This window comes from Chryseobacterium sp. WG14 (genome assembly GCF_024586945.1).
GTDB lineage: Bacteria > Bacteroidota > Bacteroidia > Flavobacteriales > Weeksellaceae > Chryseobacterium.
The window spans coordinates 222,654-244,475 of record NZ_JALCZD010000004.1 but is presented as its reverse complement, the minus strand read 5'-3'; the positions used below and the strand labels follow the sequence as shown (position 1 = coordinate 244,475).

Here is a 21,822-nt window from a genome sequence, read left to right as displayed (position 1 = left end):
GAAACATTCCTGTTTGCAGGGATTTAATAATGAGTTTCGGATTAAGTATACTCCAAACAGATTACTGCCTTTTTAAGTTCTTTGTCATAAAACAGATACAATTGATCTGCTGCTGTATTTTGGAAATCATAGCCTTCGATGCACCCGATATAATCCATCAATGTATGATTATTTTTATAAGGTTTCTCAGTCAGGTTATCTCCTCCGAAGTGAGTTTCTTCTAAAGGCAGAGAATCGGTATTCAGCTCATCAAAAACACCATACATTTTCTTTTGCAAACGTTCCTCAGCATATTCTGAGTAATCATCTTTCTCCAGATCTTCAACCGTAAGCCTGCGTAAACGCTCTAAACGACGAATATCATCTACCATTAAACCTGGTCGATAACAGTCTTTATCATAAAGCTTATTGTGTTTTTGGTAATATTCTCTTTTCAATTGATACATTGCCTCATTCATATTGTATTCAATCTCTAAATCTGAATAATTGTTTCCATAATCTTCCGGAGTGATCTCGGTATGTGCTGAAAAATAGTTCCAATCTGCATCAAATTTGTATTTGCCGCCAATAATATCAAAACCAAGCATATCTGCTTTGGTAAATTGTGTATAATATTCCGGCTTATTTTGCCCGACACAGCCGTCATAAATTTCTTTTACAGAAACAATATGCAGCCACTGATCTTCTGATGGATCAATAAGTTTCAAATTAATTGAACAAATAGGAAGGAAATACTTTTTATGATTTTCAATATCATCATAAAATACGTCTTCGTAAGCGGGGAATATTCTTATTAAATCAGTCATTTTATTTTCTTATTAATTTTAGCTGTTTTCCTTTTTTGAGGTTAAAGACATGACTTTGGGTGGCATTTGTCAATATCTTCTAAAATTTCAATTTGTCTAGGTGTTAAAATATTTTATTTTCAGACATTTAAATTTTTGCAAAAAAATTAAAGGTTTGTTGAGCAATAAGCTTTGGTTTTTCATCTGATGTATCATTGATTCTGTCTTCATACAATTCTATTCTTATTATTTTAACATCATCTGGTATTTTGTAGGTTACATCTTTTGTATAATTATAACCTTTTATATTAGCGCTTTCTTTCCCGGGAACTTTTTTGATTTCCACGTAATACTTCAGCGTAACAGTATTCCCACTTTGCGGTCCCCTTTCAAAACGAATTTTTCTCACCTGATTAATGATATGTCCACTGGAACTGATATTTCCCTGTATGCGAAACTTAGGTGTTTCAGCATTTTTTGAAAGCATGAAAATGAGGGGGTCAAGTCGTTCCGTAACTTCCTTTCGAGTTGTATACGTATATGCTTTACCTGTTTCCGGAGTTTCTCTTGTAACGCGTTTGGGTTCGCTGTAAATAGTAGAAACTTTTAATTTTTGAGCATTGGTATTACAGCCAGACACTGCTAAAAATGAAATTAAAATCATGAGGTTTTTCACCGCTTTATTTTAAATAAAGATAATTAAGAGAGGCGGATGAAAATATCCCTGATAATGGTGATTTTTTTAAGAGCTTTAGTTCATTCCGTTTTTGGCATCTTTCAATATCTTTTCGGCCTTCAGTCTTATCACTTTGGGCAATAATTTAAAGTTCGCATCCTTTTCTTCACGATACAAGTCTTCCTCCTGAAACGGAATCCAACCGGTAATTTTTGCTTTTGAAAATGTTTTTTCTCCAATATTGGTGTACACAATCACTTTCAAGGGTTTGGCATCCAATCCGTCTGATTCTTCAAAATAAGTAAGATAAAACTCAGGAAAGCCATCATGATCTGCATCGCCAATTTCACAGAAGTTAATCACGTATTTAGGTTGTGCCAACCCCTGTGCAAAGTCTTTAAAGGTGATCTGTGGAATGAGTCCACCGTGATCTTCCAGAAAAATACCCGCGTGTAAATCCTTTGGATTTTCGGCTAGATAAGAGGGCTTTTCAGCTTTGCTTTCATTCAGATACCAAACATAACTTCCATAGTTTGGGACAAAGGATTTTACGATCATGACCGGATTTCCCGATAACGGATTTCCAAGTTCTTCAATAATCTCGTTGTATTTTTTATCTGAAGAAAAATATACTCCTGTTCTTATTTGTGCAAAAGATAGTACACTTACAATACAAGCGGCAACAGGCAATAGCTTTCTAAAAATCATAATTTTACTATTTTCAATGTATTATTTAATTCTCTTTATATTCTTTTCCGGAATAAATATCAATATAGTAATATATATTTTCTTCTGAACTAAGTTTAACACTTACCAACCCATCCGAATTAATGGATGTATAGGCTTTTGAACCCATACTTTTTTTATCTTTACTATCATAAAGAGTGTACAAACCGTCTTTCTCTTTTTGAAGTGCATAGATCTGTTTTTCTGTATCCAACACCGAGATATCATGGTAATCAGGCTTTATCTCCCAAGTCTTTGTTTTACTATCCCACAAGCCCATGGTTCTCAATTGTTTTTCATTTTCAATCCGGATAAGGTATGCATCATTCATGCCCTGATAAGAATTTATTTTTCCAAATTTCCAGTTTTTGTCAATGAACTGATCGGGCAAAATCATTTTCCTATCGGGCCAAACCATGTTTCCAACCTGGTCCAAAACCTTAAAATTATAGGTATCAATAGAATCTGTAACATTTCCTTTGGTATCGATATACAGCCAATCAAACGCCCAAATATCATGATCATAATTAAAAACACCCAACAGAAAATAAGGTGAATTGGTTATAGAATACACCAAAGAAACTTTTTTAATGAAATCAATTTGCGAAGCTGTTGCCTTTGTAATTTCTTTCGGAAATACCTTTTCATACTGTGGAAAAGGGTAAACATCATTGGTTTTGCTGTCTGTTAAAAGCTTAGGAACTTCCGGTTCATAGCGTTCTTTATTTACATCCTTCAGTAGTATGGTTTCCTTACCAAATTGAAGTGAAAGTGTTTCAGTTCCTTTCAAACCGCTGTGAGTTGCTTCTTTCTGGTTCAGTTCATGCATTGAAAAATTTGCATTTGAAGATTTGAGAAATCGTTTGTTCTCTAACAGCTCAGCAATATTATTTTCAATTGTATGTAAACGGTTTTTTTTGATTTCGTAAAGGCTTCCATTCCAAAAAACGTGGTTTTGATCTACAGAAACAAAATTCAGATAATAATTATCCTCCAAATATGGAATGTCCTCATGAAGTAAGACCTGTTTGCTTTCTAAAACTCCAATCTCGATTTTATGATACGTTTGCTCTTTCTTGATGCCGCCTCCTAAGATATTCCAATCCCATTTCCAGGCAGGCATTTTCTTTTCATATTCAATGTCTTTTTTATACAGTGTAAGTCCGTTTACTACATTTAAATTAATATTTTCAGCTGAAAAATCCAACACTGTCATTCCATTTTCGTCTATGACTGCATATTCATTTTTTTCATTTCCAACAACGGCAAAACCAGTGGGAGTATATACTGATGCACTTCGGAATTTTTGATTAGTGACCGGTTTCAAACTTACTTTATCTACATACACAAAATCATTCTGCTTCGTTAAGAACGGAACACTGTTTATGAACTTCTTCTTTGAAGAAATTAATGGAGAATTATCTTTTTTTTCTTGTGTACAAGCCATCACTGAAGCCAACATACAAAAGATACTGAATACTATTATTTTCATACTTCAAAATTCTATTCTTCTTAATGGGTCAATATTAAAGAGAAGTAAAGAATAACACAATCCCGATTATCAGCTATATTTTAATAATACATTCCCTTACTTTTATATTTAATTAAAATATTATCCTAGATCAATATATTATGGATGTTTTCCATATAAATTTGTGAATATTAAAAATAAAATACATTATTAATCATAAAAATAAACAATGAACACACTTACTTTAAAAGACGGAACAGAGATCTATTACAAAGATTGGGGAAAAGGACAGCCTGTATTTTTTCATCACGGGTGGCCCCTTTCCAGTGATGACTGGGATGCTCAAATGTTTTTCTTCTTAGAACAGGGCTATAGAGTGATTGCCCACGACAGAAGAGGCCACGGAAGATCAGCGCAAACCCCTTATGGGCATGATATGGATACGTATGCTTCTGATGTTGCAGAAATTGTTACCGCTTTGGATTTAAAAGATGTCATCCATGTAGGGCATTCTACTGGAGGTGGTGAAGTAATCCGATATGTGGCAAAGCATGGTAACGGAAGAGTCGCAAAAGCTGTTTTAATAAGTGCAGTGACCCCGATCATGGTACAGAATGAGAATAATCCGAATGGAGTTCCTATTTCTGTTTTTGATGATATCCGTAATAATACAGCTAAACACAGACAGCAGTTTTTTATTGATCTTACTTTCCCTTTTTATGGGTATAACAGAGAAGGAGCCAAGATTTCTGAAGGCATTCAAAGAAACTGGTGGCGACAAGGGATGAGTGGCTCTATCAAAGCACACTATGACTGCGTTAAAGCATTCTCTGAAACTGATTTCACTGAGGACCTTAAAAGTGTAGACGTTCCTGTTCTGGTAATGCATGGTGAAGATGACCAGATTGTACCGTTTGAAACCACAGGAAAAGTAGCCGCTACCCTGCTTAAAAATGGAAAATTAATTTCTTATCCTGGCTTTCCTCATGGGATGCCTACTACTGAAGCTGAAACAATCAATAAAGACTTATTAGCATTTTTTCAGTCATAATTTGAGCTAATGATATTGGGAAGAAACTATGAAAATGTAGATTTCCAACAGAGCATATCATAAGAAGACCGTTCCATGAGAGGCGGTCTTCTTATTTACTGCGATAAAATCACAGATTATAAAGCTTGAATTGATTTTTTTTGTATCTTTGCACCCAATTATTCCTAATGTCCTTAGGGGTAACCAAAACAGATATTGATAACAAAAACAATAAAAAAGCAAGACAATGCCAAAATTAAAAACGAAATCAGGTGCTAAGAAACGTTTTGCTCTTACCGGTTCTGGTAAGATCAAAAGAAAGAATGCTTACAAAAGCCACATCTTAACTAAGAAAGAAACTAAGCAGAAGAGAAATCTTACTACTACTTCTTACGTAGCTAAAGTGGACGAAAAAAGCGTTCTACGTCAATTAGCAATTAAGTAGTTTTTATAAATCTATATTCGGTTTATAAGAATTCAAACAAATTCATCATTTTAACCCTGAAACGGTGCTAATAAAGAGCAACATTTGTTGCCGCCCTTTTCAAAAAAAACAATTTAAATTATGCCAAGATCAGTAAATGCGGTAGCTTCAAGAGCTCGCAGAAAGAAAATTTTTAAGCAAGCTAAAGGTTTTTTCGGTAGAAGAAAGAACGTTTGGACTGTAGCTAAAAACGCGGTAGAAAAAGCAATGCAATATGCTTACCGTGGTAGAAAAGAGAAGAAGAGAAATTTCAGAGCACTTTGGATCACTCGTATTAACGCGGGAGCTAGAGAGCACGGAATGTCTTACTCTCAATTTATGGGAGCTCTTAAAAAGAACAACATTGAGCTTAACAGAAAAGTTTTAGCAGATTTAGCAATGAATCATCCTGAAGCTTTCAAAGCTGTTGTAGATCAATTAAAATAATGTAGAATACTATTTTTGTTATCAATATAAGATCCCGGGTTCTCCCGGGATTTTTTTATTTCATTACAGATATAAACTTTTGTATGGTTTTAAAATGACATGAATACAACCATACTCCAAAATAAATAATGAATAACCAACAAAAACAAAACAAACAACTCAGATTAACAATGCTGGATCATAATTAATTAGTATATTAGCAATCAAAAAATAATTTGATTGAAGAAATGAAAAAAATCGCCGTTTTTTTATTTACATCTGTAGCGCTGCAAAATATTGCTGCTCAAAATCTTATCCAGGCTTATAAAGACAGAGCCGATATGGTTACTCAGGCCAATATCAGTAACAACCTTCAGGAGTTTTCCAATCTTGGAGTAAAGACCACAGGTTCAACCGCTAATACCGATGCTTTAAACTGGCTTAAAAACAAATATCTTTCTTATGGATATTCCCCAAGCCAGATGGTTGAGGATCCTTTCAGCTTTGGAAGTACAAATTCTAAAAACCTGGTGATCACCAAAACAGGTACGGTGTATCCGGATAAATACATTATTATCTGCGGGCATTATGATACCATTGTAGGACCGGGTGTCAGTGATAATGGCAGCGGGACTTCCATTCTTTTAGAAGCAGCCAGAATATTAAAAGATATTCCTACCGAATATTCTATCAAATTCATTCATTTTTCCGGTGAAGAACAGGGACTGATAGGAAGTAACCATTATGCTAATACTATAGCTTATCAGGGAGGTATACAAAAACTGGATATAAAACTGGTTTTTAATATTGACCAGGTAGGAGGCCAGATAGGAAATTTAAATAACAAGATTACCTGCGAAAGAGATACAGGTGGACTATCCAGTAATAATGCTGCTTCTAATACGGCAACACAGGAACTTGCGGTATGTACCGGCCTCTACTCTCCTCTTCAGACCTCTATCTCTTATACATACGGTTCAGATTATGTTCCTTTTGAAGCAAAAGGCTATACTATTACCGGATTTTATGAGTATACCGAAAGCAACAATGAGCACAGTACGGATGATAATCTGACCAATATAGATCCTGTGTATGTTTTCAATGTAGGGAAAGCTGCTGTAGGTGCGTTACAACATTTCGCTGTTGCCAGTACCAGCAATAACAATAACTTACAGGTGAATGAAGCGCCTGCTAAGGATCCGTTACAAAATATCAGAGTATATCCTAATCCCGCTAAGGATATGATCACAGTAGAAACAGAAAAGATGAAACAGTTTAGCATTGAGATCAATGATATGACCGGGCATCTGGTCTTGAGTTCTGAAAATCAGAATAAAATAGATACTTCCGCTCTTCCAAATGGTGTTTATACCCTTACCATAAAAACAAGCGCAGGTAATCTGACCAGAAAGATAATCATTGAAAAATAAGTCATATCAAACAGGATATACTTTGAAAAAATACTACATCTTACTACATAATATATCAGAAAATGAAAAAAATCGCTATTTTTTTGTTTACATCAATCATTGTTCAAAATCTGGGAGCGCAAAGTTTTATTCAGTCATATAAAGGCCGTGCTGATGCTGTTTCTCAAACCAATATCATTAATAACCTTCAGGATTTTGCCAGTTATGGAATAAAAACAACAGGTTCACAAGCCAATACAGATGCTCTGAACTGGCTAAAAAGTAAATATACTTCTTATGGATATACTGCCAGCCAGATAGCAGAAGATCCTTTTACTTTTGTAGGCGGAAATTCAAAAAACTTGGTGATCACCAAAACCGGAACCGTTTATCCAAACAAATATGTCATTATCTGCGGACATTTCGATACCATCAATGGCCCAGGAGTCAATGATAATGGCAGTGGTACTTCCATTATTCTGGAGGCCGCCAGAATATTGAAAGATGTTCCTACAGACTATTCTATCAAATTCATTCATTTTTCAGGAGAAGAGCAAGGGCTTGTAGGAAGCTATCATTATGCAGATAATGTTGCGTACCAGGGAAGTGCCCGTATGCTGGATATTAAAGTAGTCTTTAATCTTGACCAGGTAGGTGGCGTGATGGGAAATAATAACAATATTGTTTATTGTGATGAGGATCAAGGGGGTGACCCTGCCAATAATGCGGCATCTGCTGTAGTCACTCAGGAACTCAGAAACTGTACTGCTCTTTATTCTCCACTTCAAACCGCTGTAGATCCTGCTGAAGATACAGATTATATCCCTTTTGAGCAAAAAGGATATATTATTACCGGCTTTTTTGAAAGAATAAGAAGTAGTTATCCACATACTTCCAGCGATACATTTAACAATACAGATCCTGTATATATTTATAATATCGGAAAAGCTGCCGTGGGAGCATTACAACATTTTGCTGTTGCCAGTACTCTATTGGGAACCAAGGAAAATATTTCAAAAAATCCACTGGAAGCTATAAAAATATATCCTAATCCTGTAAAAGATATCATCAATATTGATCTTCCTGATTCTAAGATAAAAAATTTCAGCTTTGAAATCACTGATTTTCCCGGACGTTCTGTTTTAAAAACGACCAACGAAACAAAAATTAATGTTGCAAACCTGGAAAATGGCGCTTATCTTGGAATTTTAAAAACTGCTGATCAAACTGTGGTAAGAAAAATTATGATCATGAGATAAAATTTCACTCATATTCTAACAAAATACAAGCTTTTAGCATATAAAACCCTTTGAAATCGTTCAAAGGGTTTTTATTATTCTTATTTTTTGAGTTAAATATGAAATTTTACAAAGTACCATACAGGAACATAATAAGTTCAGCATAATAAAACTGTATAAAATTTATTATATTTTTAAATTATTAAACACATCATTGTGATTTATTTACTACATTCGTATTTACAAACCATTATATATAATATGAAAAAAATCACAACATTTTTATTGACTTCATTGGTCATACAGAGTATCGGAGCCCAATCTTTTATTCAGGCTTATAAAAACAGAGCTGATATGGTTACCCAGGCCAATATTACTGCCAATCTTCAGGAATTCGGTAATTTAGGAATAAAGACCACCGGCTCACAGGCAAACAACAATACGCTGACCTGGATTAAAAACAAGTATACCTCTTACGGATATTCTGCCAGCCAAATCGTGGAAAGCTCCTTTACGTATGGATCAGCGAGTTCAAAGAACCTGATCATTACCAAAACAGGAACTCTTTATCCCAACAAATATGTCATTATCTGCGGACATTATGATACCATTAATGGTCCGGGTGTTAATGATAACGGCAGTGGTACTTCCATTATCCTGGAAGCTGCCAGAATATTGAAAGACGTTCCTACAGAATACTCTATCAAATTCATTCACTTTTCAGGGGAAGAACAGGGACTGGTAGGAAGCAGCCATTATGTGAATAATGTGGTATACCAGGGAGGTGTCCGCAAATTGGATATCAAACTTGTCTTCAACCTTGACCAGGTAGGCGGTGTAAAGGGAAATAATAACAATACGGTGTATTGCGATGAGGATCAGGGTGGAGTTTCCACCAACAATGCAGCTTCTGCCGCTGTAACCCAGCAGCTTAGAAATTGTACAGCACTCTATTCGCCCCTTCAAACCGCAGTTGACCCGGCTGAAGCCACTGATTACATTCCTTTTGAACGAAAAGGAGAAGTGATTACCGGTTTTTTTGAAAAAATAAGAAGTACCTATCCACATAGCAGTAAAGATACTTTTGCAAACGTAGACCCGGTTTATGTTTATAATATTGGAAAAGCTACTGTAGGCGCCTTACAACATTTTGCTACAGCTTCAGTAGCTTCAGCCAATAAGCAGGCTCCCACAAATCCCCTGGAAGATGTAAAGATCTACCCTAACCCGGCTAACGATATTTTACACGTTGAGCTCCCATCACCAACCACTAATTTCAGCTTTGAAATGACCAATCTGGTAGGAAGGTCATTACTTAAAACAAATAACGAAACCAAAATCAATGTTTCTACACTTCAAAAAGGAATGTATATCGGCATTTTAAAAGTAGGTGATCAAACCCTTGTCAAAAATATATTGATTGACAGGTAAAATTAATCTTGTTTCTAATATAAAAGCAAAGCCAACTTATGAAAAGTTGGCTTTTGTTATATGATTATTTTTTTACTTGTAGAATAAATGTTTAATAGCCAAAGATTTATTGTCACACCCGCTGGATCACCAGTAAGATTTGTTTGAATTTTATCATTTTCAATTTACTCTCTATTTTCTAAACAATTTTACAAGAAAATTATATATTTTCAGACCAATGTATATATAACAAAACTGTATTATAAAAAACAATATAATATATAGGGGAAATGTAACAATGAATATTAGTAATGATTTTATCCCTGTAACTTTTTCATCATTCAATGTGGAAAATGTCCAGCCTAAAGCATTAAAAATAGCGCCAATAATAAACATCGGTACTAAAATCCCTATAGTAGAATATTTAACAATATTCACAATCTCTTTTGTACTTAGATTCAAATTATTTAATTTCATACTTTATTTCTCTTTTACATCATTTATTTTCTCGTAGAAGTAGTTTTTGTATTGCTGTGATATATTTTCCAGAAAGCAAATACTTTTGAGCAATACCAATCAATACTACATCATTACATAATGAAGTAAATTTTCGCTAATACTTTAATTTGTATGTTTAGTCTTTCAAATCAACATACACATCGAACCTGTTTACACTTTTATTTTAACCACAAATCGAAGATTCCACGTAGTCAAAAGTCACAAAGTTTCTTGGACACTTAAGTTTAATAAAGCTGTAAAAAATAAGCTTTCTAAAGTACACGTAAGTTTTAAAAAAAACAAAGATTTTTTGCTTACGTGTACATTTATTTTCATCCAGTTTAAACTTAAATAAACTAAAGTGTTTATAGAGTTTTACTCAGCTTTTTGTCACTAAATTTTTAATTAGTTTAAACAAGCTTATCATTAAAAAAACTTTGAAAATTTCAAAGGTTTCATCGGTTTCTGTTTTGGAGAACATCTTCTATTTCTTCCAAAGTAAATCCTTTGGCTTTCAGTAAAATTAAGAAGTGATAGATTAAGTCGGCAGCTTCATTTTTAAAAAGCTCTGCATTATTATCTTTAGCCTCAATTACCAGCTCTACCGCTTCCTCACCTACTTTTTGAGCTACTTTATTAATCCCCCGCTGGTATAGTGAATAGGTATAAGATTCTTCTGAGCGGCTGTCAATCCTTTGGGATATCTTTTCTTCAAGCTCATATAGAAATCCTTTGGGATCCTTATTTCCAAAACAACTGAAGCTTCCGGTATGGCAGACCACATTCCGCGGGATCACTTTTATTAAAATAGTATCCTGATCACAGTCTAGGCTGATATCTTTTACTGTTAAAAAATTACCGGACTCTTCGCCTTTTGTCCAGAGCCTGTTTTTGGAACGGCTAAAGAAGGTAACAACGCCCTCTTTTTTTGTTTTTTGAAAGGCTTCTTCATTCATATACCCCAGCATTAAAACCTGAAGTGTTATATGATCCTGAATAACAACCGGGACAAGCCCATTGCTTTTATCAAACTTAATTTTCATCTTACGTTAATTTTTTTAGATTTTAATAATTCTTTCAAGTCCATAATTCCGATTTCATTAAAATGAAAAACACTGGCTGCCAAGGCTCCTGTAGCTTTTGTTTCATTAAAGACTTTAAGAAAATCATCAGCATTTCCAGCTCCTCCCGAGGCAATGACCGGAATACCCACATTTTCAGAAACCAGTTTTGTAATCCGGAGATCAAAACCGTTTTTTGTTCCATCACCATCCATAGAGGTTAAAAGGATTTCCCCGGCTCCCAAAGACTCTGCTTCTTTCGCCCAGTCCAGCGTCATCCACTCTGTTTTTTCGCGCCCTCCTTTTATATGCACCCAATCAATATTTCCTGCCAGACGGGTATCAATCGCCACGACTACACACTGACTGCCGAATTCTTTAGCCAGCGTAGAGATGAGTTGTGGATTTTTAACTGCGGAAGAATTGATACTGATCTTATCAGCACCTGCTTCCAGAAGCTTCCTGACATCCTCAACAGAAGAAATTCCACCTCCTACGGTAAAAGGGATACTCAGTTCGTTACCTATCTTTTTTACCAGTTCTACAAATGTTTTCCTTTCTTCAATGGTGGCCGTAATATCCAGAAAAACAAGTTCATCAGCTCCTTCCTGTTCATATTTTACAGCCAGCTCTACAGGATCTCCGGCATTGCGAAGTCCTTCAAAGTTCACCCCTTTCACCGTTGAACCCTCTTTAATATCCAAACATGGGATAATTCTTTTTTTAAGCATTTTCAATAAAGTTCTGAAGTTGTTGTAAGCTTATTTTCCCCTCGTAAATGGCTTTTCCGATAATAGTCCCGGAACATCCGATATCTTTCATTTTATAGACGTCTTTGATGCCCGAAATGCCACCGCTTGCCGTAAGCTGTATTCCCGTTTTGTATAAAATCTCAATATACAGTCCTGTAGAAGGACCTTCCAGCATGCCGTCCTTGGCAATATCGGTACATATGGCATTCTGAATTCCCTTGTTCTGATATTGAAGAATAAAATCAATAATATCTTTATCACTTTCATCCTGCCATCCGGAAGTTTTAATCTTCCTGTTGTCACAGTCTGCACCCAGGATGATTTTCTCAGTACCATATTTTTCAATCATTCCAAAACAGAATTCAGGATCCTGAACGGCAATGCTTCCTAATGTAATCTGCTGTGCTCCGGAACTGAATGCGGTTTCAATATCCTCCGTAGTCTTCAACCCTCCTCCAAAATCAATATGAAGGGAGGTTGCTCCGGCAATGTCTTCCAACACTTTCTGATTGACAATATGCTTTGATTTTGCCCCGTCAAGATCTACCAGGTGAAGAAACCTGATCCCAAAACTTTCAAACTCTTTGGCAACTTCCACAGGATTTTCGTTGTATATCTTTTTTGTACTGTAATCTCCTTTTGACAGACGTACACATTTTCCGTCAATAATATCAATGGCTGGAATAATTTTCATGGTTATAGCTTAATAAAGTTAATTAATATTTGACTTCCTATTCCACCGGATTTTTCCGGGTGAAACTGTACGGCATGGAAATTATCCTTTTGCAAAGACGAACTGAACGGCAGGATATAATCACACACTGAAGTCGTAAAGTCAGACAGCTCACAATAATAGCTGTGGACAAAATAAACATCATTGTTCTTTTCAATTCCTGAAAAAAGAGATGATGCCTGGTCTGAAACCGTATTCCAGCCCATATGAGGAACTAAATCTGCGGGGGGAAACCGTTTTACATTCACATTAAAAATTCCCATTCCGCGGATATCTCCTTCGTCATTATCTCCACACATCAGCTGCATTCCCAGACAAATTCCCAAAACAGGCTGCTTAAGGCTTGGAATAAGTATATCAAGCCCTTTCTCCTTAAGCAGTTTCATAGTAGAAGAAGCTTCACCTACCCCCGGAAAAATAACTTTATCCGCTTTTACAATCTGCTCCGGGTCATCTGTAATTACAGAATCCACCTTCAGCCTGTTCAGTGCATTTTGAACTGAGCTTACATTGCCTCCGTTATATTTTATTATGGCTATCATGATTATAAACTTCCTTTTGTAGAAGGTAAATTATAGCTGGTATCAGATTGGTTTACGGCCATTTTAACGGCCTTTGCAAATGCTTTGAAAACAGATTCTATTTTGTGGTGCTCATTGGTTCCTTCCGCTTTGATATTCAGATTTGATTTTGAAGCGTCTGTAAAAGATTTAAAAAAGTGCGAGAACATTTCTGTTGGCACATCGCCAATTTTCTCTCTTTTAAATTCTGCATCCCATACCAGCCAGGATCTTCCTCCAAAATCTATAGCCACTTGCGCAAGGCAATCATCCATAGGCAGTAAAAATCCATATCTTTCAATTCCTTTTTTCTTACCTAAAGCTTTTATAACGGCTTCTCCCAATACAATTCCGGTGTCTTCTATCGTGTGGTGTTCGTCCACCTTAAGATCTCCGTTTACTTTTATGGTAAGATCTATATTTCCGTGTCTGGCAATCTGCTCCAGCATGTGATCGAAAAAGTGTAATCCTGTAGAAATTTCGGAGTTTCCGCTTCCATCCAAATTGATTTCAATTTCAATCTCTGTTTCATTTGTCTTTCTGGATACTTTAGCTCTTCTCATTCCCTGCTTTAAAAACTGATAGATCTCTGCCCACCGGGTCGTAGTAAGCGTAGATTTGTCATTAAAGTCATTATTAATATAAATTGCTTTACATCCCAAATTTACAGCCAGTTGCACATCACTACTTCTATCTCCAATTACATATGAATTTTCAAGATCGTAACTTCCGTAGATATATTTTCCAAGTAGTCCAACACCCGGTTTCCGGGTAGGCAGGTTCTCATGCTCAAAGCTTTTATCTATTATAATATCACTAAAAAAAATCCCTTCGTTTTCGAAAGCTCTCACCATTTTTTCATGAGGTTTTATAAAATCTTCGAAAGGAAAACTTTCTGTTCCCAGCCCATCCTGATTGGTTACCATCACCAGTTCATAATCCAGTTCATTGGCTATTTTGGAAAGGTTCTGAAACACTCCAGGGTAAAATTCAAGTTTCTCCAAAGAATCCACCTGAAAATCTGTGGGAGGTTCAATAATCAGTGTTCCGTCGCGATCTATAAAAAGCACTTTTTTCATAATTGAATATTTTTTAAAACGGTAATCAGCATTTCATTTTCTTCACGGTTTCCTATGTTGATTCTGATACATCCGGGAATTGCAGGATCTCTTTTACTCGTTAGAATTTCATTTTCCAGCATTCTGTCATAAACGCCGTCTACATTTTTCAGTTCAATCAAAAAGAAATTGGCATCCGTAGCAAAGACTTTTGAGATACAAGCCACCTCTTTAAACTGTTCTTTAAGCCATATTCTTTCTTTTAAAATATTGTTTACGTTTTCTTTGAGTCTATCTTCATGATCAACCGTTTCCAAAATCAGCTGCTGGCTTAAAGAGTTCACATTATAAGGTGCTTTTACCGTATTAATGAGGCTAATAATTTCTTCAGAAGCATAGGCCATTCCCACTCTTGCTCCTGCCGTACCCCAGGCTTTAGAAAAAGTCTGCAAAACAATCAGATTAGGATACTGATCAAGGAGTTCCACGCTTGATCTGTTTTTAGAAAACTCAATATAGGCTTCATCCACTACCACAATTCCGTCAAAATTCTGAATATAAAACTCAATATCTTCTATACTGTTTCCTGTTGGATTATTGGGTGAGCACAGAAAGAATATTTTGATAGGCTGTTCCTGTATAATTTTTAAAAAATCATCTTTTACAATTCCAAAATTTTCATCCAGATCCAACTTCAATACTTTATTTTCATTGATCGCTGCATAGAAACCATACATGGTAAAAGATGGATTCATCATGAGTATCGAATCTTTTTTAGGTTCGCAAAAAACTTTAATAATCAAATCAATAAGCTCATCACTTCCATTTCCAACAGCAATCTGTGAAGGAGATACTTTTTTAAGACCCGCCAATTTATTTTTAAGTTTTTTCTGTGTAGAATCCGGGTAACGGTTAAATTCTCCAAACGGGCTTTCATTGGCATCCAGCAGCACAGGGCTGCTAAATTCATTATGATCCCTGAAACTGATGTAAGGCTGTAGCTTTAAAATATTATCCCGTACTAAAGTAGTTATATTCATATTTTTCATTTTATCGTTTTAATCTTATTGATACTGCATTTTTGTGGGCAAAGAGTCCCTCTGCTTCTGCCATGAGTTCTATTGTTTTCCCTAAATTCTGAAGTCCTTCTTCAGACAGATGCTGGAATGTTATTTTTTTAACAAAACTATCCAGAGAAACCCCGCTGTAGTTCCTTGCATATGCGTTTGTCGGCAACGTGTGATTGGTTCCGCTGGCGTAATCTCCTGCACTCTCACAAGAGTAATTTCCTAAGAAAACCGACCCTGCATTCTGGACCATTGGAATATATTTTTTGAAATCCTTTATTGCTAAAATAAGGTGTTCCGGGGCATAGAGATTGCTGAACTCAATGGCTTCATCTAAAGAATTGACCAGAATAAAACAACTGTTTTCCAATGCCCTTCCCGCCATTTCATTTCTTGGTAATTTTTTGATTTGATGATCAATGGCCTCAATGGTCTCATTGAAAACTTTAAGGTCGGTAGCTACGAAAATCACCTGACTGTCACTGCCGTGCTCAGCCTGTGAAAGCAGGTCTGCAGCACAGAAATCCGGCACAGCTTGCTCATCCGCAATTACAAGAACCTCACTTGGCCCTGCAGGCATATCAATGGCTGCCCCATACCGTTGGGCATATTCTTTGGCAGCGACCACAAACTGATTTCCAGGTCCAAAAATTTTATACACCTTTGGAATACTCTTCGTTCCTAACGTCATGGCAGCAATAGCCTGAGCTCCTCCGGTTTTAAAAACTTTGGATATTCCGCACAGTTTTGCCGTATAAAGAATTGCAGGATTTACATTTCCGTTTTTATCCGGTGGTGTGCAGAGGATAACTTCCTTACATCCAGCCAGATTAGCAGGTATAGCAAGCATTAAAACCGTGGAGAATAAAGGAGCTGTTCCTCCCGGAATATAAATCCCTATTTTTTCAACTGCGCGATTTTCTCTCCAGCAAACAACTCCTTTTGTTGTTTCAATCTTCTGAACTTCCTGCTTCTGCGATTCATGGAACTGAAAGATATTTTCTTTTGCCTGCTGAATAGCTTTCTTCAACTCACTGCTAACCAGCTTTGCAGCTTCTTCAATTTCCGGTTCTGAAACAATGACACCATCAGTTTCTGCCTGATCAAATTTTTTATTAAATGCAAGAAGTGCCTGATCTCCATTTTTTTCAACTTCCTCAAATATTTCAGCAATAAGCCCTGAAATTTCTGCTCTTTCAAAAACGGGACGTTGTACTAAATCTGCCCATATATTTTTCTTAGGATATCTGTATATTTTCATAGGTATGTGTTTTAAATGACCATTTTATCGATTGGAATAATAAGTATGTCCTGGGCTCCGTTTTCTTTCAGCTCGTCAATAACATCCCAAAATCTTTCTTCATCAATCACAGAATGAATACTGCTCCATCCTTCTTCGGCCAGAGGGATTACCGTAGGGCTTTTAAGAACAGGCAGAACACCTGCTACTTTTCCGATTTTTTCATTAGGAACATTCATCAGGATATACTTTGATTTCTTTGCCTTTAAAACAGCCTTGATTCTGAATAAAAGCTTTTCGAGAATAGCTTCTTTATCCTGCGACAGTTGAGGGGTTTGGGCAAGCACTGCTTCCGATTTGAGAAGGCTGACGGTTTCTCTTAATCCATTCTTAAATAAGGTGCTTCCAGAACTTACGATATCGCAGATCCCATCTGCCAGGCCAATGTTAGGTGCAATTTCTACAGAACCCGAAATGATGTGTATATCTGAAGTAATTCCTTTTTTTTCTAAGAAAGTCTTTAGGGTATTGGGATAGGAGGTTGCTATTTTTCGTCCTTGAAAATAAGAGAGTTCATCGGTTTCCACCTCTTTGGGAACAGCAAGGGAAACCCTGCACTTGGAAAAGCCAAGCTGCTGGATGATCCGGATGTCTTTTCCTTTTTCTATCAAAAGATTTTCACCTACGATAGCGATATCCACTACCCCGTCTTCAAGATACTGAGGAATGTCTGAATTTCGCAGATACATGATTTCCATCGGAAAATTATCTACCGAAACTTTAAGCTGGTCTTTACCGTTGTTGACAAATATTCCGCAGTCTTTGAGAAGCTGTAAAGATTCTTCGTAGAGCCGGCCGCTTTTCTGGATTGCAATTTTTATTTTACTCATTTCGTCTTTTTTGAGTCCGAGTAAATAAAAACTGATTGATTGGAATTTCTGAGGTGAATTCAGGAAACAAAAAAACCGTCTATTTACTCAGACGGTTTTTATTATTTTTGATTTTAGCATGCACATATATCAATCAATTCCGCCTAACAGAGATGATGATAATAATGATGTAATGCTAAAAAAATGGGTTTCATTGTATTGAATTGTGGTACAAATGTAGGGTTTATTTTTAAAATGCAAAGTTTTTTCAGATAATTTTTTGATAAAAATTCATCAGCTCTTCAGCAATAGGTTGGTCATTAAACTTCTGAACAAACTCGAAACTCCTTTCTGCACGGCGTTTCCTTTCGGATTCATTTTCCCATAAAAATTTTATTTTAGCTCCAATGTCGAGAGCATTATTTGGATCAATATATACAGAATCGCTTCCTCCCGCTTCAGGCAAACAGCTCGTATTGCTGGTCACCGTCACTGTTTTTGAAAAAAGTGCTTCTATCACTGGGATTCCAAAGCCTTCAAAGAAACTTGGGTATACAAAAATATCGGCCATTTTATAGATCACAGCCAATTCATCCATGGAAATGCCTTCCAGAAACAGGACTTGTTTTTCCATGTTGTTCTTTTTCAGGAACCGTTCAATCTTTTGGTAATATTTGGTCTTTCTTCCCACTACTACCAGAGGAATATCTGTTCCGTGGATTCCTTTTACAATATTCAGAAGGTTTTTTCGCTCCTCTATTGTTCCCACATTCAGAACAAATCTTTCAGGAAGTTTAATTTTTTCTTTTACCTTCTGCATAAATTCCTCAGACTGCTGCTCTTTAAAAGCTTTATGACAGCCCTGGTAAATCACCTCGATTTTAGTCTCCGGAACTTTTAAATAGTGGATAATATCTCTTTTGGTCTGTTCTGAAATCGCAATAATCTTATCGGCTGCTTCAGCTGCTTTTTTAAATTTCCAGAAGTGAATTTTCCTGTCAAAAAAAGAATAATACTGAGGATACCTCATAAAGATCAGATCATGGATCGTAACCACTTTTGTGATCGGTGTTTTATCCCATTTCAAGGGCAATTCACCGGATAGGCCATGGAAAATATCAGCTCCCTGTTTCTGAGCATCTTTCCCCATTTTCAGCTGCCTTGAAAGACTTCCTTTTGAGGTTTCTATAAACCGCACATCCGGACGATCCAGAATATCTTTTCCCCGCTCGGAGGTGTTTTTATTAAGCAATATATACTGATTATCAGGATAATATTGAGAAAGTATTCTTACAAGGTCTCTGGAATAATTACCCAAACCGGACGTATTGTGAAAAAAACGTTTTGCGTCAAAGGCAATTTTCATAGGGATCTGTTTATTTTTTTTATAAGGCTACAAGCAATTGTTACTTTCGCCTGGATTTGTTTATGATGAAACTTCGCTGATGCTAATATCATCTTTGTATCTGTTTTTGAAACTCCTGAAAGGTACCAAACTGATGGCCTTTTTCTTTAAGCCAGCCCACGAATGAATCAAACCTTTCTACCATATCTTTTCCAGAGTTTTTCACTGTAAATCCCGGCAGTTTGAATGCTTCCTCTTTAATTTCTGCAAATTCCCACGGATGAAAATAAACATTCAGATATTTGTCTTTTTTCAAGGTATTTGAAGCCAGCTTTTTATAAAACGGCAAAGGAAAATTATGAAAACTCAGCCAGAATAAAGGAATTCTGAAGTTAGGTGATACTGAAGCTGGAATTTGGGTTACATTCCCCTCTTTGAAGTAGGTCCTTGATACCTTTAAATTATTATATCTTCCCGGAAGAAAAGTAGGATTAACAGATGAATTGTAAGAATATCCGGCTTTTTCAACGGCTTTTTCGTCTACGGGCATCATCCTTGGCATTCTTAATCCCGTTACTTCTGTTGAGAATAATTCCTGTAGTTTTTCCCTTGATTCTTTCAGGTGTTTTTCTTCAAATTCAGAATGAAACCATGTGTGAGAAGCCAGCTCATGCCCTTCTTTTAATAATCTTTCAATAAGGTGTTTGCTGTTCTCAGCAAAAACCACAGTAGAAAAGAAAGTAGCTTTTGCCTGATGTTTTTTAAGGATATCCAATATCCTTTCCAGTCCTGTCTGCGAAATTGAGATCTGCTTTTCAAAGGGAATTTCACCCTTATACTCTAATGGCATATCAAATTCTTCGATATCAAAACTCAATAATACCATTCTAAAAATTTTTGTTTTTAATAATATAATTAGGCCTGTCTTTCACCTGTTTAAATATTTTACCTAAGTAAATTCCCATAATTCCCATAATGATCAATTGCAGTCCTCCAAAAAAGACGATCGTCATAATCAAGGATGCCCAACCTGAAATTTCCGTTTTTGCCACAAATGAATGAATGACGTAAGTTCCGTATCCCACAATGGAAAGTGCTGAAAATAAAAAGCCTAAATAAGCCGCTATATACAGTGGTTTTACGCTAAAAGCTGTAATCCCTGTAAATGCAAAAGTGAGCATTTTTTTAAAATTGTAGCTGCTTTCTCCGGAGAGTCTGGTATCTGCTTTAAAATCAATTCCGGCCTGTTTGAAGCCCATCCAGCTGGTGAGACCTCTGAGGAATAAATCGTCTTCGGTAAAGGTACGCATTACTTCAACAGCATTGGCATCCATTAACCTGAAATCTGAACCCCCTCCTTTTGTTAAATTAACATCGGATAAGCCGGATAATATTTTATAGAAAAAGTCTGACGTTTTTCTTTTAAAAAAAGATATTTCTTTGGGATATGTTCTTACAGTAAATACAATATCATAGCCTTCTTCCCATTTTTTAATCAGTTCGGGAATCAGTTCGGGTGGGTGCTGAAGATCGCCATCCATTGAAATAACGGCATTTCCATTGGCATTATCCATCCCGGCCTTTACAGCGGGCTGATGGCCGAAATTTCTCGAAAATTCAATATATTTCACTTCTTCAAACCGCTGAGACAGTTCTTCCAATCGCTGCTGGGTATTGTCTCTACTCCCATCATTAACGAAAATAACTTCATAATGATAGTTTTCCAGCCCGGAAAAAACATCCCTGATTCTTTCATGGACTAAGGCAACATTACCTTCTTCATTATGGGCAGGAATGACAATTGAGATTTTCTTCATGAGTTAGTATGATAATTTATCTGTATATTTTTTAGTCATCAGCTCCCAGGTCAGTCTTAGCCATATGACCACACATGGAACAGCTTTAATGGCATACTTCAGAATAAAATTCTCTTTTACCGTTTTTGGAAACAAATCTGAAGTTGAAAAACACGTAAACAGGATCAGAAACACCAACATGGCAATAACTACCGGACTTTTCTTTTCCTGAATCAAAAACCAGATGACAGCACCTGCCACAGCAATGATATAGGTAGGTGGTTCAGAACTGGAGCTGAACAACACTACAAACAATAATGATGATGCTAAAATAGACAGTTTAAAACCTAAATACTTGTACTGACTGATTCTCAGGTAAGGTAAAAAGAAAAGCGGAACCCCAATAGCCAAAAATATCGTATTGGGAATGGCAGCATCTCCCAGCACTCTTCTCACAAATCCCATCAGGGAAATATCCTGAAAGTTTCCAAGCTGCTGGTTTTCCATATTTTTATGTTTCAATTCTACAAACCAGTCTACATAAGACTGCAGACCGAAATGGAAAGATGAATACAACATCGGAATAGCCAGAAATGCTAAAGAAATAACAATAAAGGAAAGTATGAATTTCTTTTTATCTTTTATGAAAAAGAATGAAGAAAGCCCTACAATTCCATAGATTTTTACAAAGAAACCTATGCAGATTGATAAAGCAGACTGCACTTCTTCTTTTCTGTAAATATGGGCTGCCGAAAGAATAATCAATCCTGCCAATGCCACATTAAACTGCTGGTGGAGGCTGGAGGTGATAAACTCCTGTAAACAAAGCCATAAGAAAAAGGATTTATTTCTTTCTGAGAACGGTAATTTTTTTGCTGCCAGTAGGAAAACCAACACATTCGCTACATTCCACAGGATTAAACCCGCCCAATCCGGAAGCATTGCAAAGGGAGCAATAATGGCGCTAAAGAATACCCCATAATGATTAACATCCAGATATTCCGGGTAAGAAAGATAAAGGTTTCTCTCTTTAAGGGTGTTAAAAAAAACGTTCTTAAAAATAAGGTAGTTATTGTAAGCACGCTCTCCCCTGGAATATTTTGACAAGGCTGTAGCAATGGCAGTAATAATATAAACCCCAAATATATATTTAGGGTTTAGTATAAATGATGAAATTTTTTCCTTCAATGTGGCATTTTTTATGGTTGT

General features: G+C 36.1%; 22 protein-coding genes. 6 read left to right on the top strand and 16 right to left on the bottom strand.

Going from position 1 to position 21,822, the window contains the following annotated elements:
* Nucleotides 1-41: 41 nt before the first annotated feature.
* The 4 genes from MP478_RS09275 to MP478_RS09260 all read right to left on the bottom strand — a co-directional run bounded on the left by MP478_RS09275 (nt 42) and on the right by MP478_RS09260 (nt 3,679).
* Entirely contained in the window at nt 42-806 is a 765-nt protein-coding gene (locus tag MP478_RS09275) for a hypothetical protein (RefSeq protein WP_257200289.1), read from the bottom strand.
* Between the two features lie 127 nt (nt 807-933).
* Entirely contained in the window at nt 934-1,449 is a 516-nt protein-coding gene (locus MP478_RS09270; protein WP_257200288.1) for a hypothetical protein, read from the bottom strand.
* Nucleotides 1,450-1,536: 87 nt separating this feature from the next.
* Nucleotides 1,537-2,169 (bottom strand): hypothetical protein, encoded by a 633-nt coding sequence (locus tag MP478_RS09265; RefSeq protein WP_257200287.1) that lies wholly within the window; start codon nt 2,167-2,169, stop codon nt 1,537-1,539.
* A gap of 25 nt (nt 2,170-2,194) precedes the next feature.
* Nucleotides 2,195-3,679, bottom strand: coding sequence for a hypothetical protein (locus MP478_RS09260; protein ID WP_257200286.1), 1,485 nt, complete (start codon nt 3,677-3,679; stop codon nt 2,195-2,197).
* A 208-nt stretch (nt 3,680-3,887) separates the two neighbouring features.
* On the opposite strand from MP478_RS09260, the gene MP478_RS09255 reads away from it, so the two are divergent.
* From MP478_RS09255 to MP478_RS09230, 6 genes are all read left to right on the top strand, one after another.
* Nucleotides 3,888-4,709, top strand: coding sequence for an alpha/beta fold hydrolase (locus tag MP478_RS09255; RefSeq protein ID WP_257200285.1), 822 nt, complete (start codon nt 3,888-3,890; stop codon nt 4,707-4,709).
* Between the two features lie 226 nt (nt 4,710-4,935).
* Nucleotides 4,936-5,133: a 50S ribosomal protein L35 gene (gene rpmI, locus MP478_RS09250; protein WP_230036498.1), complete on the top strand. Its 198-nt coding sequence runs from the start codon at nt 4,936-4,938 to the stop codon at nt 5,131-5,133.
* A 120-nt stretch (nt 5,134-5,253) separates the two neighbouring features.
* Nucleotides 5,254-5,598, top strand: coding sequence for a 50S ribosomal protein L20 (gene rplT, locus MP478_RS09245; protein ID WP_230036500.1), 345 nt, complete (start codon nt 5,254-5,256; stop codon nt 5,596-5,598).
* Between the two features lie 227 nt (nt 5,599-5,825).
* A complete protein-coding gene (locus MP478_RS09240) occupies nt 5,826-7,007 on the top strand; it encodes a M28 family peptidase (protein WP_257200284.1) in 1,182 nt (393 codons plus the stop codon).
* Nucleotides 7,008-7,069: 62 nt separating this feature from the next.
* Complete coding sequence (locus tag MP478_RS09235) at nt 7,070-8,245, top strand: M28 family peptidase (protein WP_257200283.1); 1,176 nt, start codon at nt 7,070-7,072, stop codon at nt 8,243-8,245.
* Nucleotides 8,246-8,485: 240 nt separating this feature from the next.
* The gene (locus MP478_RS09230; protein WP_257200282.1) at nt 8,486-9,655 is read left to right on the top strand and encodes a M28 family peptidase; all 1,170 of its coding nucleotides are present in this window, start codon (nt 8,486-8,488) and stop codon (nt 9,653-9,655) included.
* 932 nt (nt 9,656-10,587) lie between these two features.
* On the opposite strand, the gene hisIE is transcribed toward MP478_RS09230, so the two are convergent.
* The 12 genes from hisIE to MP478_RS09170 all read right to left on the bottom strand — a co-directional run bounded on the left by hisIE (nt 10,588) and on the right by MP478_RS09170 (nt 21,801).
* Nucleotides 10,588-11,175: a bifunctional phosphoribosyl-AMP cyclohydrolase/phosphoribosyl-ATP diphosphatase HisIE gene (hisIE, locus tag MP478_RS09225; RefSeq protein ID WP_257200281.1), complete on the bottom strand. Its 588-nt coding sequence runs from the start codon at nt 11,173-11,175 to the stop codon at nt 10,588-10,590.
* Nucleotides 11,172-11,924, bottom strand: a complete 753-nt coding sequence (gene hisF, locus MP478_RS09220; RefSeq protein WP_257200280.1) for an imidazole glycerol phosphate synthase subunit HisF — start codon at nt 11,922-11,924, stop codon at nt 11,172-11,174. The genes hisIE and hisF overlap by 4 nt, the downstream gene beginning before the upstream one ends.
* Nucleotides 11,917-12,639 (bottom strand): 1-(5-phosphoribosyl)-5-[(5-phosphoribosylamino)methylideneamino]imidazole-4-carboxamide isomerase, encoded by a 723-nt coding sequence (hisA, locus tag MP478_RS09215; protein ID WP_257200279.1) that lies wholly within the window; start codon nt 12,637-12,639, stop codon nt 11,917-11,919. Before hisA ends, hisF begins: the two co-directional genes overlap by 8 nt.
* 2 nt (nt 12,640-12,641) lie before the next feature.
* A complete protein-coding gene (gene hisH / locus MP478_RS09210) occupies nt 12,642-13,220 on the bottom strand; it encodes an imidazole glycerol phosphate synthase subunit HisH (RefSeq protein ID WP_257200278.1) in 579 nt (192 codons plus the stop codon).
* A gap of 2 nt (nt 13,221-13,222) precedes the next feature.
* A complete protein-coding gene (hisB, locus tag MP478_RS09205) occupies nt 13,223-14,317 on the bottom strand; it encodes a bifunctional histidinol-phosphatase/imidazoleglycerol-phosphate dehydratase HisB (protein ID WP_257200277.1) in 1,095 nt (364 codons plus the stop codon).
* Nucleotides 14,314-15,336 carry a histidinol-phosphate transaminase gene (gene hisC, locus MP478_RS09200; RefSeq protein WP_257200276.1) on the bottom strand — a complete coding sequence of 341 codons (1,023 nt, stop codon included), beginning with the start codon at nt 15,334-15,336 and terminating at the stop codon, nt 14,314-14,316. Before hisC ends, hisB begins: the two co-directional genes overlap by 4 nt.
* 10 nt (nt 15,337-15,346) lie before the next feature.
* The gene (hisD, locus tag MP478_RS09195; protein ID WP_257200275.1) at nt 15,347-16,624 is read right to left on the bottom strand and encodes a histidinol dehydrogenase; all 1,278 of its coding nucleotides are present in this window, start codon (nt 16,622-16,624) and stop codon (nt 15,347-15,349) included.
* 11 nt (nt 16,625-16,635) lie between these two features.
* Complete coding sequence (hisG, locus tag MP478_RS09190; RefSeq protein WP_230036523.1) at nt 16,636-17,493, bottom strand: ATP phosphoribosyltransferase; 858 nt, start codon at nt 17,491-17,493, stop codon at nt 16,636-16,638.
* Nucleotides 17,494-17,740: 247 nt separating this feature from the next.
* The gene (locus tag MP478_RS09185; RefSeq protein WP_257200274.1) at nt 17,741-18,838 is read right to left on the bottom strand and encodes a glycosyltransferase family 1 protein; all 1,098 of its coding nucleotides are present in this window, start codon (nt 18,836-18,838) and stop codon (nt 17,741-17,743) included.
* Nucleotides 18,839-18,926: 88 nt separating this feature from the next.
* Nucleotides 18,927-19,703, bottom strand: coding sequence for a polysaccharide deacetylase family protein (locus MP478_RS09180; RefSeq protein ID WP_257200273.1), 777 nt, complete (start codon nt 19,701-19,703; stop codon nt 18,927-18,929).
* A gap of 1 nt (nt 19,704) precedes the next feature.
* The gene (locus MP478_RS09175; protein ID WP_257200272.1) at nt 19,705-20,634 is read right to left on the bottom strand and encodes a glycosyltransferase family 2 protein; all 930 of its coding nucleotides are present in this window, start codon (nt 20,632-20,634) and stop codon (nt 19,705-19,707) included.
* 3 nt (nt 20,635-20,637) lie between these two features.
* A complete protein-coding gene (locus tag MP478_RS09170) occupies nt 20,638-21,801 on the bottom strand; it encodes a glycosyltransferase family 87 protein (protein WP_257191906.1) in 1,164 nt (387 codons plus the stop codon).
* Nucleotides 21,802-21,822 lie beyond the last annotated feature (21 nt).

Bases quoted from the DNA above. Each gene is read 5' to 3' on its own strand.
- MP478_RS09275 (WP_257200289.1), bottom strand. From the start codon at position 806: ATGACTGATTTAATAAGAATATTCCCCGCTTACGAAGACGTATTTTAT.
- MP478_RS09270 (WP_257200288.1), bottom strand. From the start codon at position 1,449: ATGATTTTAATTTCATTTTTAGCAGTGTCTGGCTGTAATACCAATGCT.
- MP478_RS09265 (WP_257200287.1), bottom strand. From the start codon at position 2,169: ATGATTTTTAGAAAGCTATTGCCTGTTGCCGCTTGTATTGTAAGTGTA.
- MP478_RS09260 (WP_257200286.1), bottom strand. From the start codon at position 3,679: ATGAAAATAATAGTATTCAGTATCTTTTGTATGTTGGCTTCAGTGATG.
- MP478_RS09255 (WP_257200285.1), top strand. From the start codon at position 3,888: ATGAACACACTTACTTTAAAAGACGGAACAGAGATCTATTACAAAGAT.
- rpmI (WP_230036498.1), top strand. From the start codon at position 4,936: ATGCCAAAATTAAAAACGAAATCAGGTGCTAAGAAACGTTTTGCTCTT.
- rplT (WP_230036500.1), top strand. From the start codon at position 5,254: ATGCCAAGATCAGTAAATGCGGTAGCTTCAAGAGCTCGCAGAAAGAAA.
- MP478_RS09240 (WP_257200284.1), top strand. From the start codon at position 5,826: ATGAAAAAAATCGCCGTTTTTTTATTTACATCTGTAGCGCTGCAAAAT.
- MP478_RS09235 (WP_257200283.1), top strand. From the start codon at position 7,070: ATGAAAAAAATCGCTATTTTTTTGTTTACATCAATCATTGTTCAAAAT.
- MP478_RS09230 (WP_257200282.1), top strand. From the start codon at position 8,486: ATGAAAAAAATCACAACATTTTTATTGACTTCATTGGTCATACAGAGT.
- hisIE (WP_257200281.1), bottom strand. From the start codon at position 11,175: ATGAAAATTAAGTTTGATAAAAGCAATGGGCTTGTCCCGGTTGTTATT.
- hisF (WP_257200280.1), bottom strand. From the start codon at position 11,924: ATGCTTAAAAAAAGAATTATCCCATGTTTGGATATTAAAGAGGGTTCA.
- hisA (WP_257200279.1), bottom strand. From the start codon at position 12,639: ATGAAAATTATTCCAGCCATTGATATTATTGACGGAAAATGTGTACGT.
- hisH (WP_257200278.1), bottom strand. From the start codon at position 13,220: ATGATAGCCATAATAAAATATAACGGAGGCAATGTAAGCTCAGTTCAA.
- hisB (WP_257200277.1), bottom strand. From the start codon at position 14,317: ATGAAAAAAGTGCTTTTTATAGATCGCGACGGAACACTGATTATTGAA.
- hisC (WP_257200276.1), bottom strand. From the start codon at position 15,336: ATGAATATAACTACTTTAGTACGGGATAATATTTTAAAGCTACAGCCT.
- hisD (WP_257200275.1), bottom strand. From the start codon at position 16,624: ATGAAAATATACAGATATCCTAAGAAAAATATATGGGCAGATTTAGTA.
- hisG (WP_230036523.1), bottom strand. From the start codon at position 17,493: ATGAGTAAAATAAAAATTGCAATCCAGAAAAGCGGCCGGCTCTACGAA.
- MP478_RS09185 (WP_257200274.1), bottom strand. From the start codon at position 18,838: ATGAAAATTGCCTTTGACGCAAAACGTTTTTTTCACAATACGTCCGGT.
- MP478_RS09180 (WP_257200273.1), bottom strand. From the start codon at position 19,703: ATGGTATTATTGAGTTTTGATATCGAAGAATTTGATATGCCATTAGAG.
- MP478_RS09175 (WP_257200272.1), bottom strand. From the start codon at position 20,634: ATGAAGAAAATCTCAATTGTCATTCCTGCCCATAATGAAGAAGGTAAT.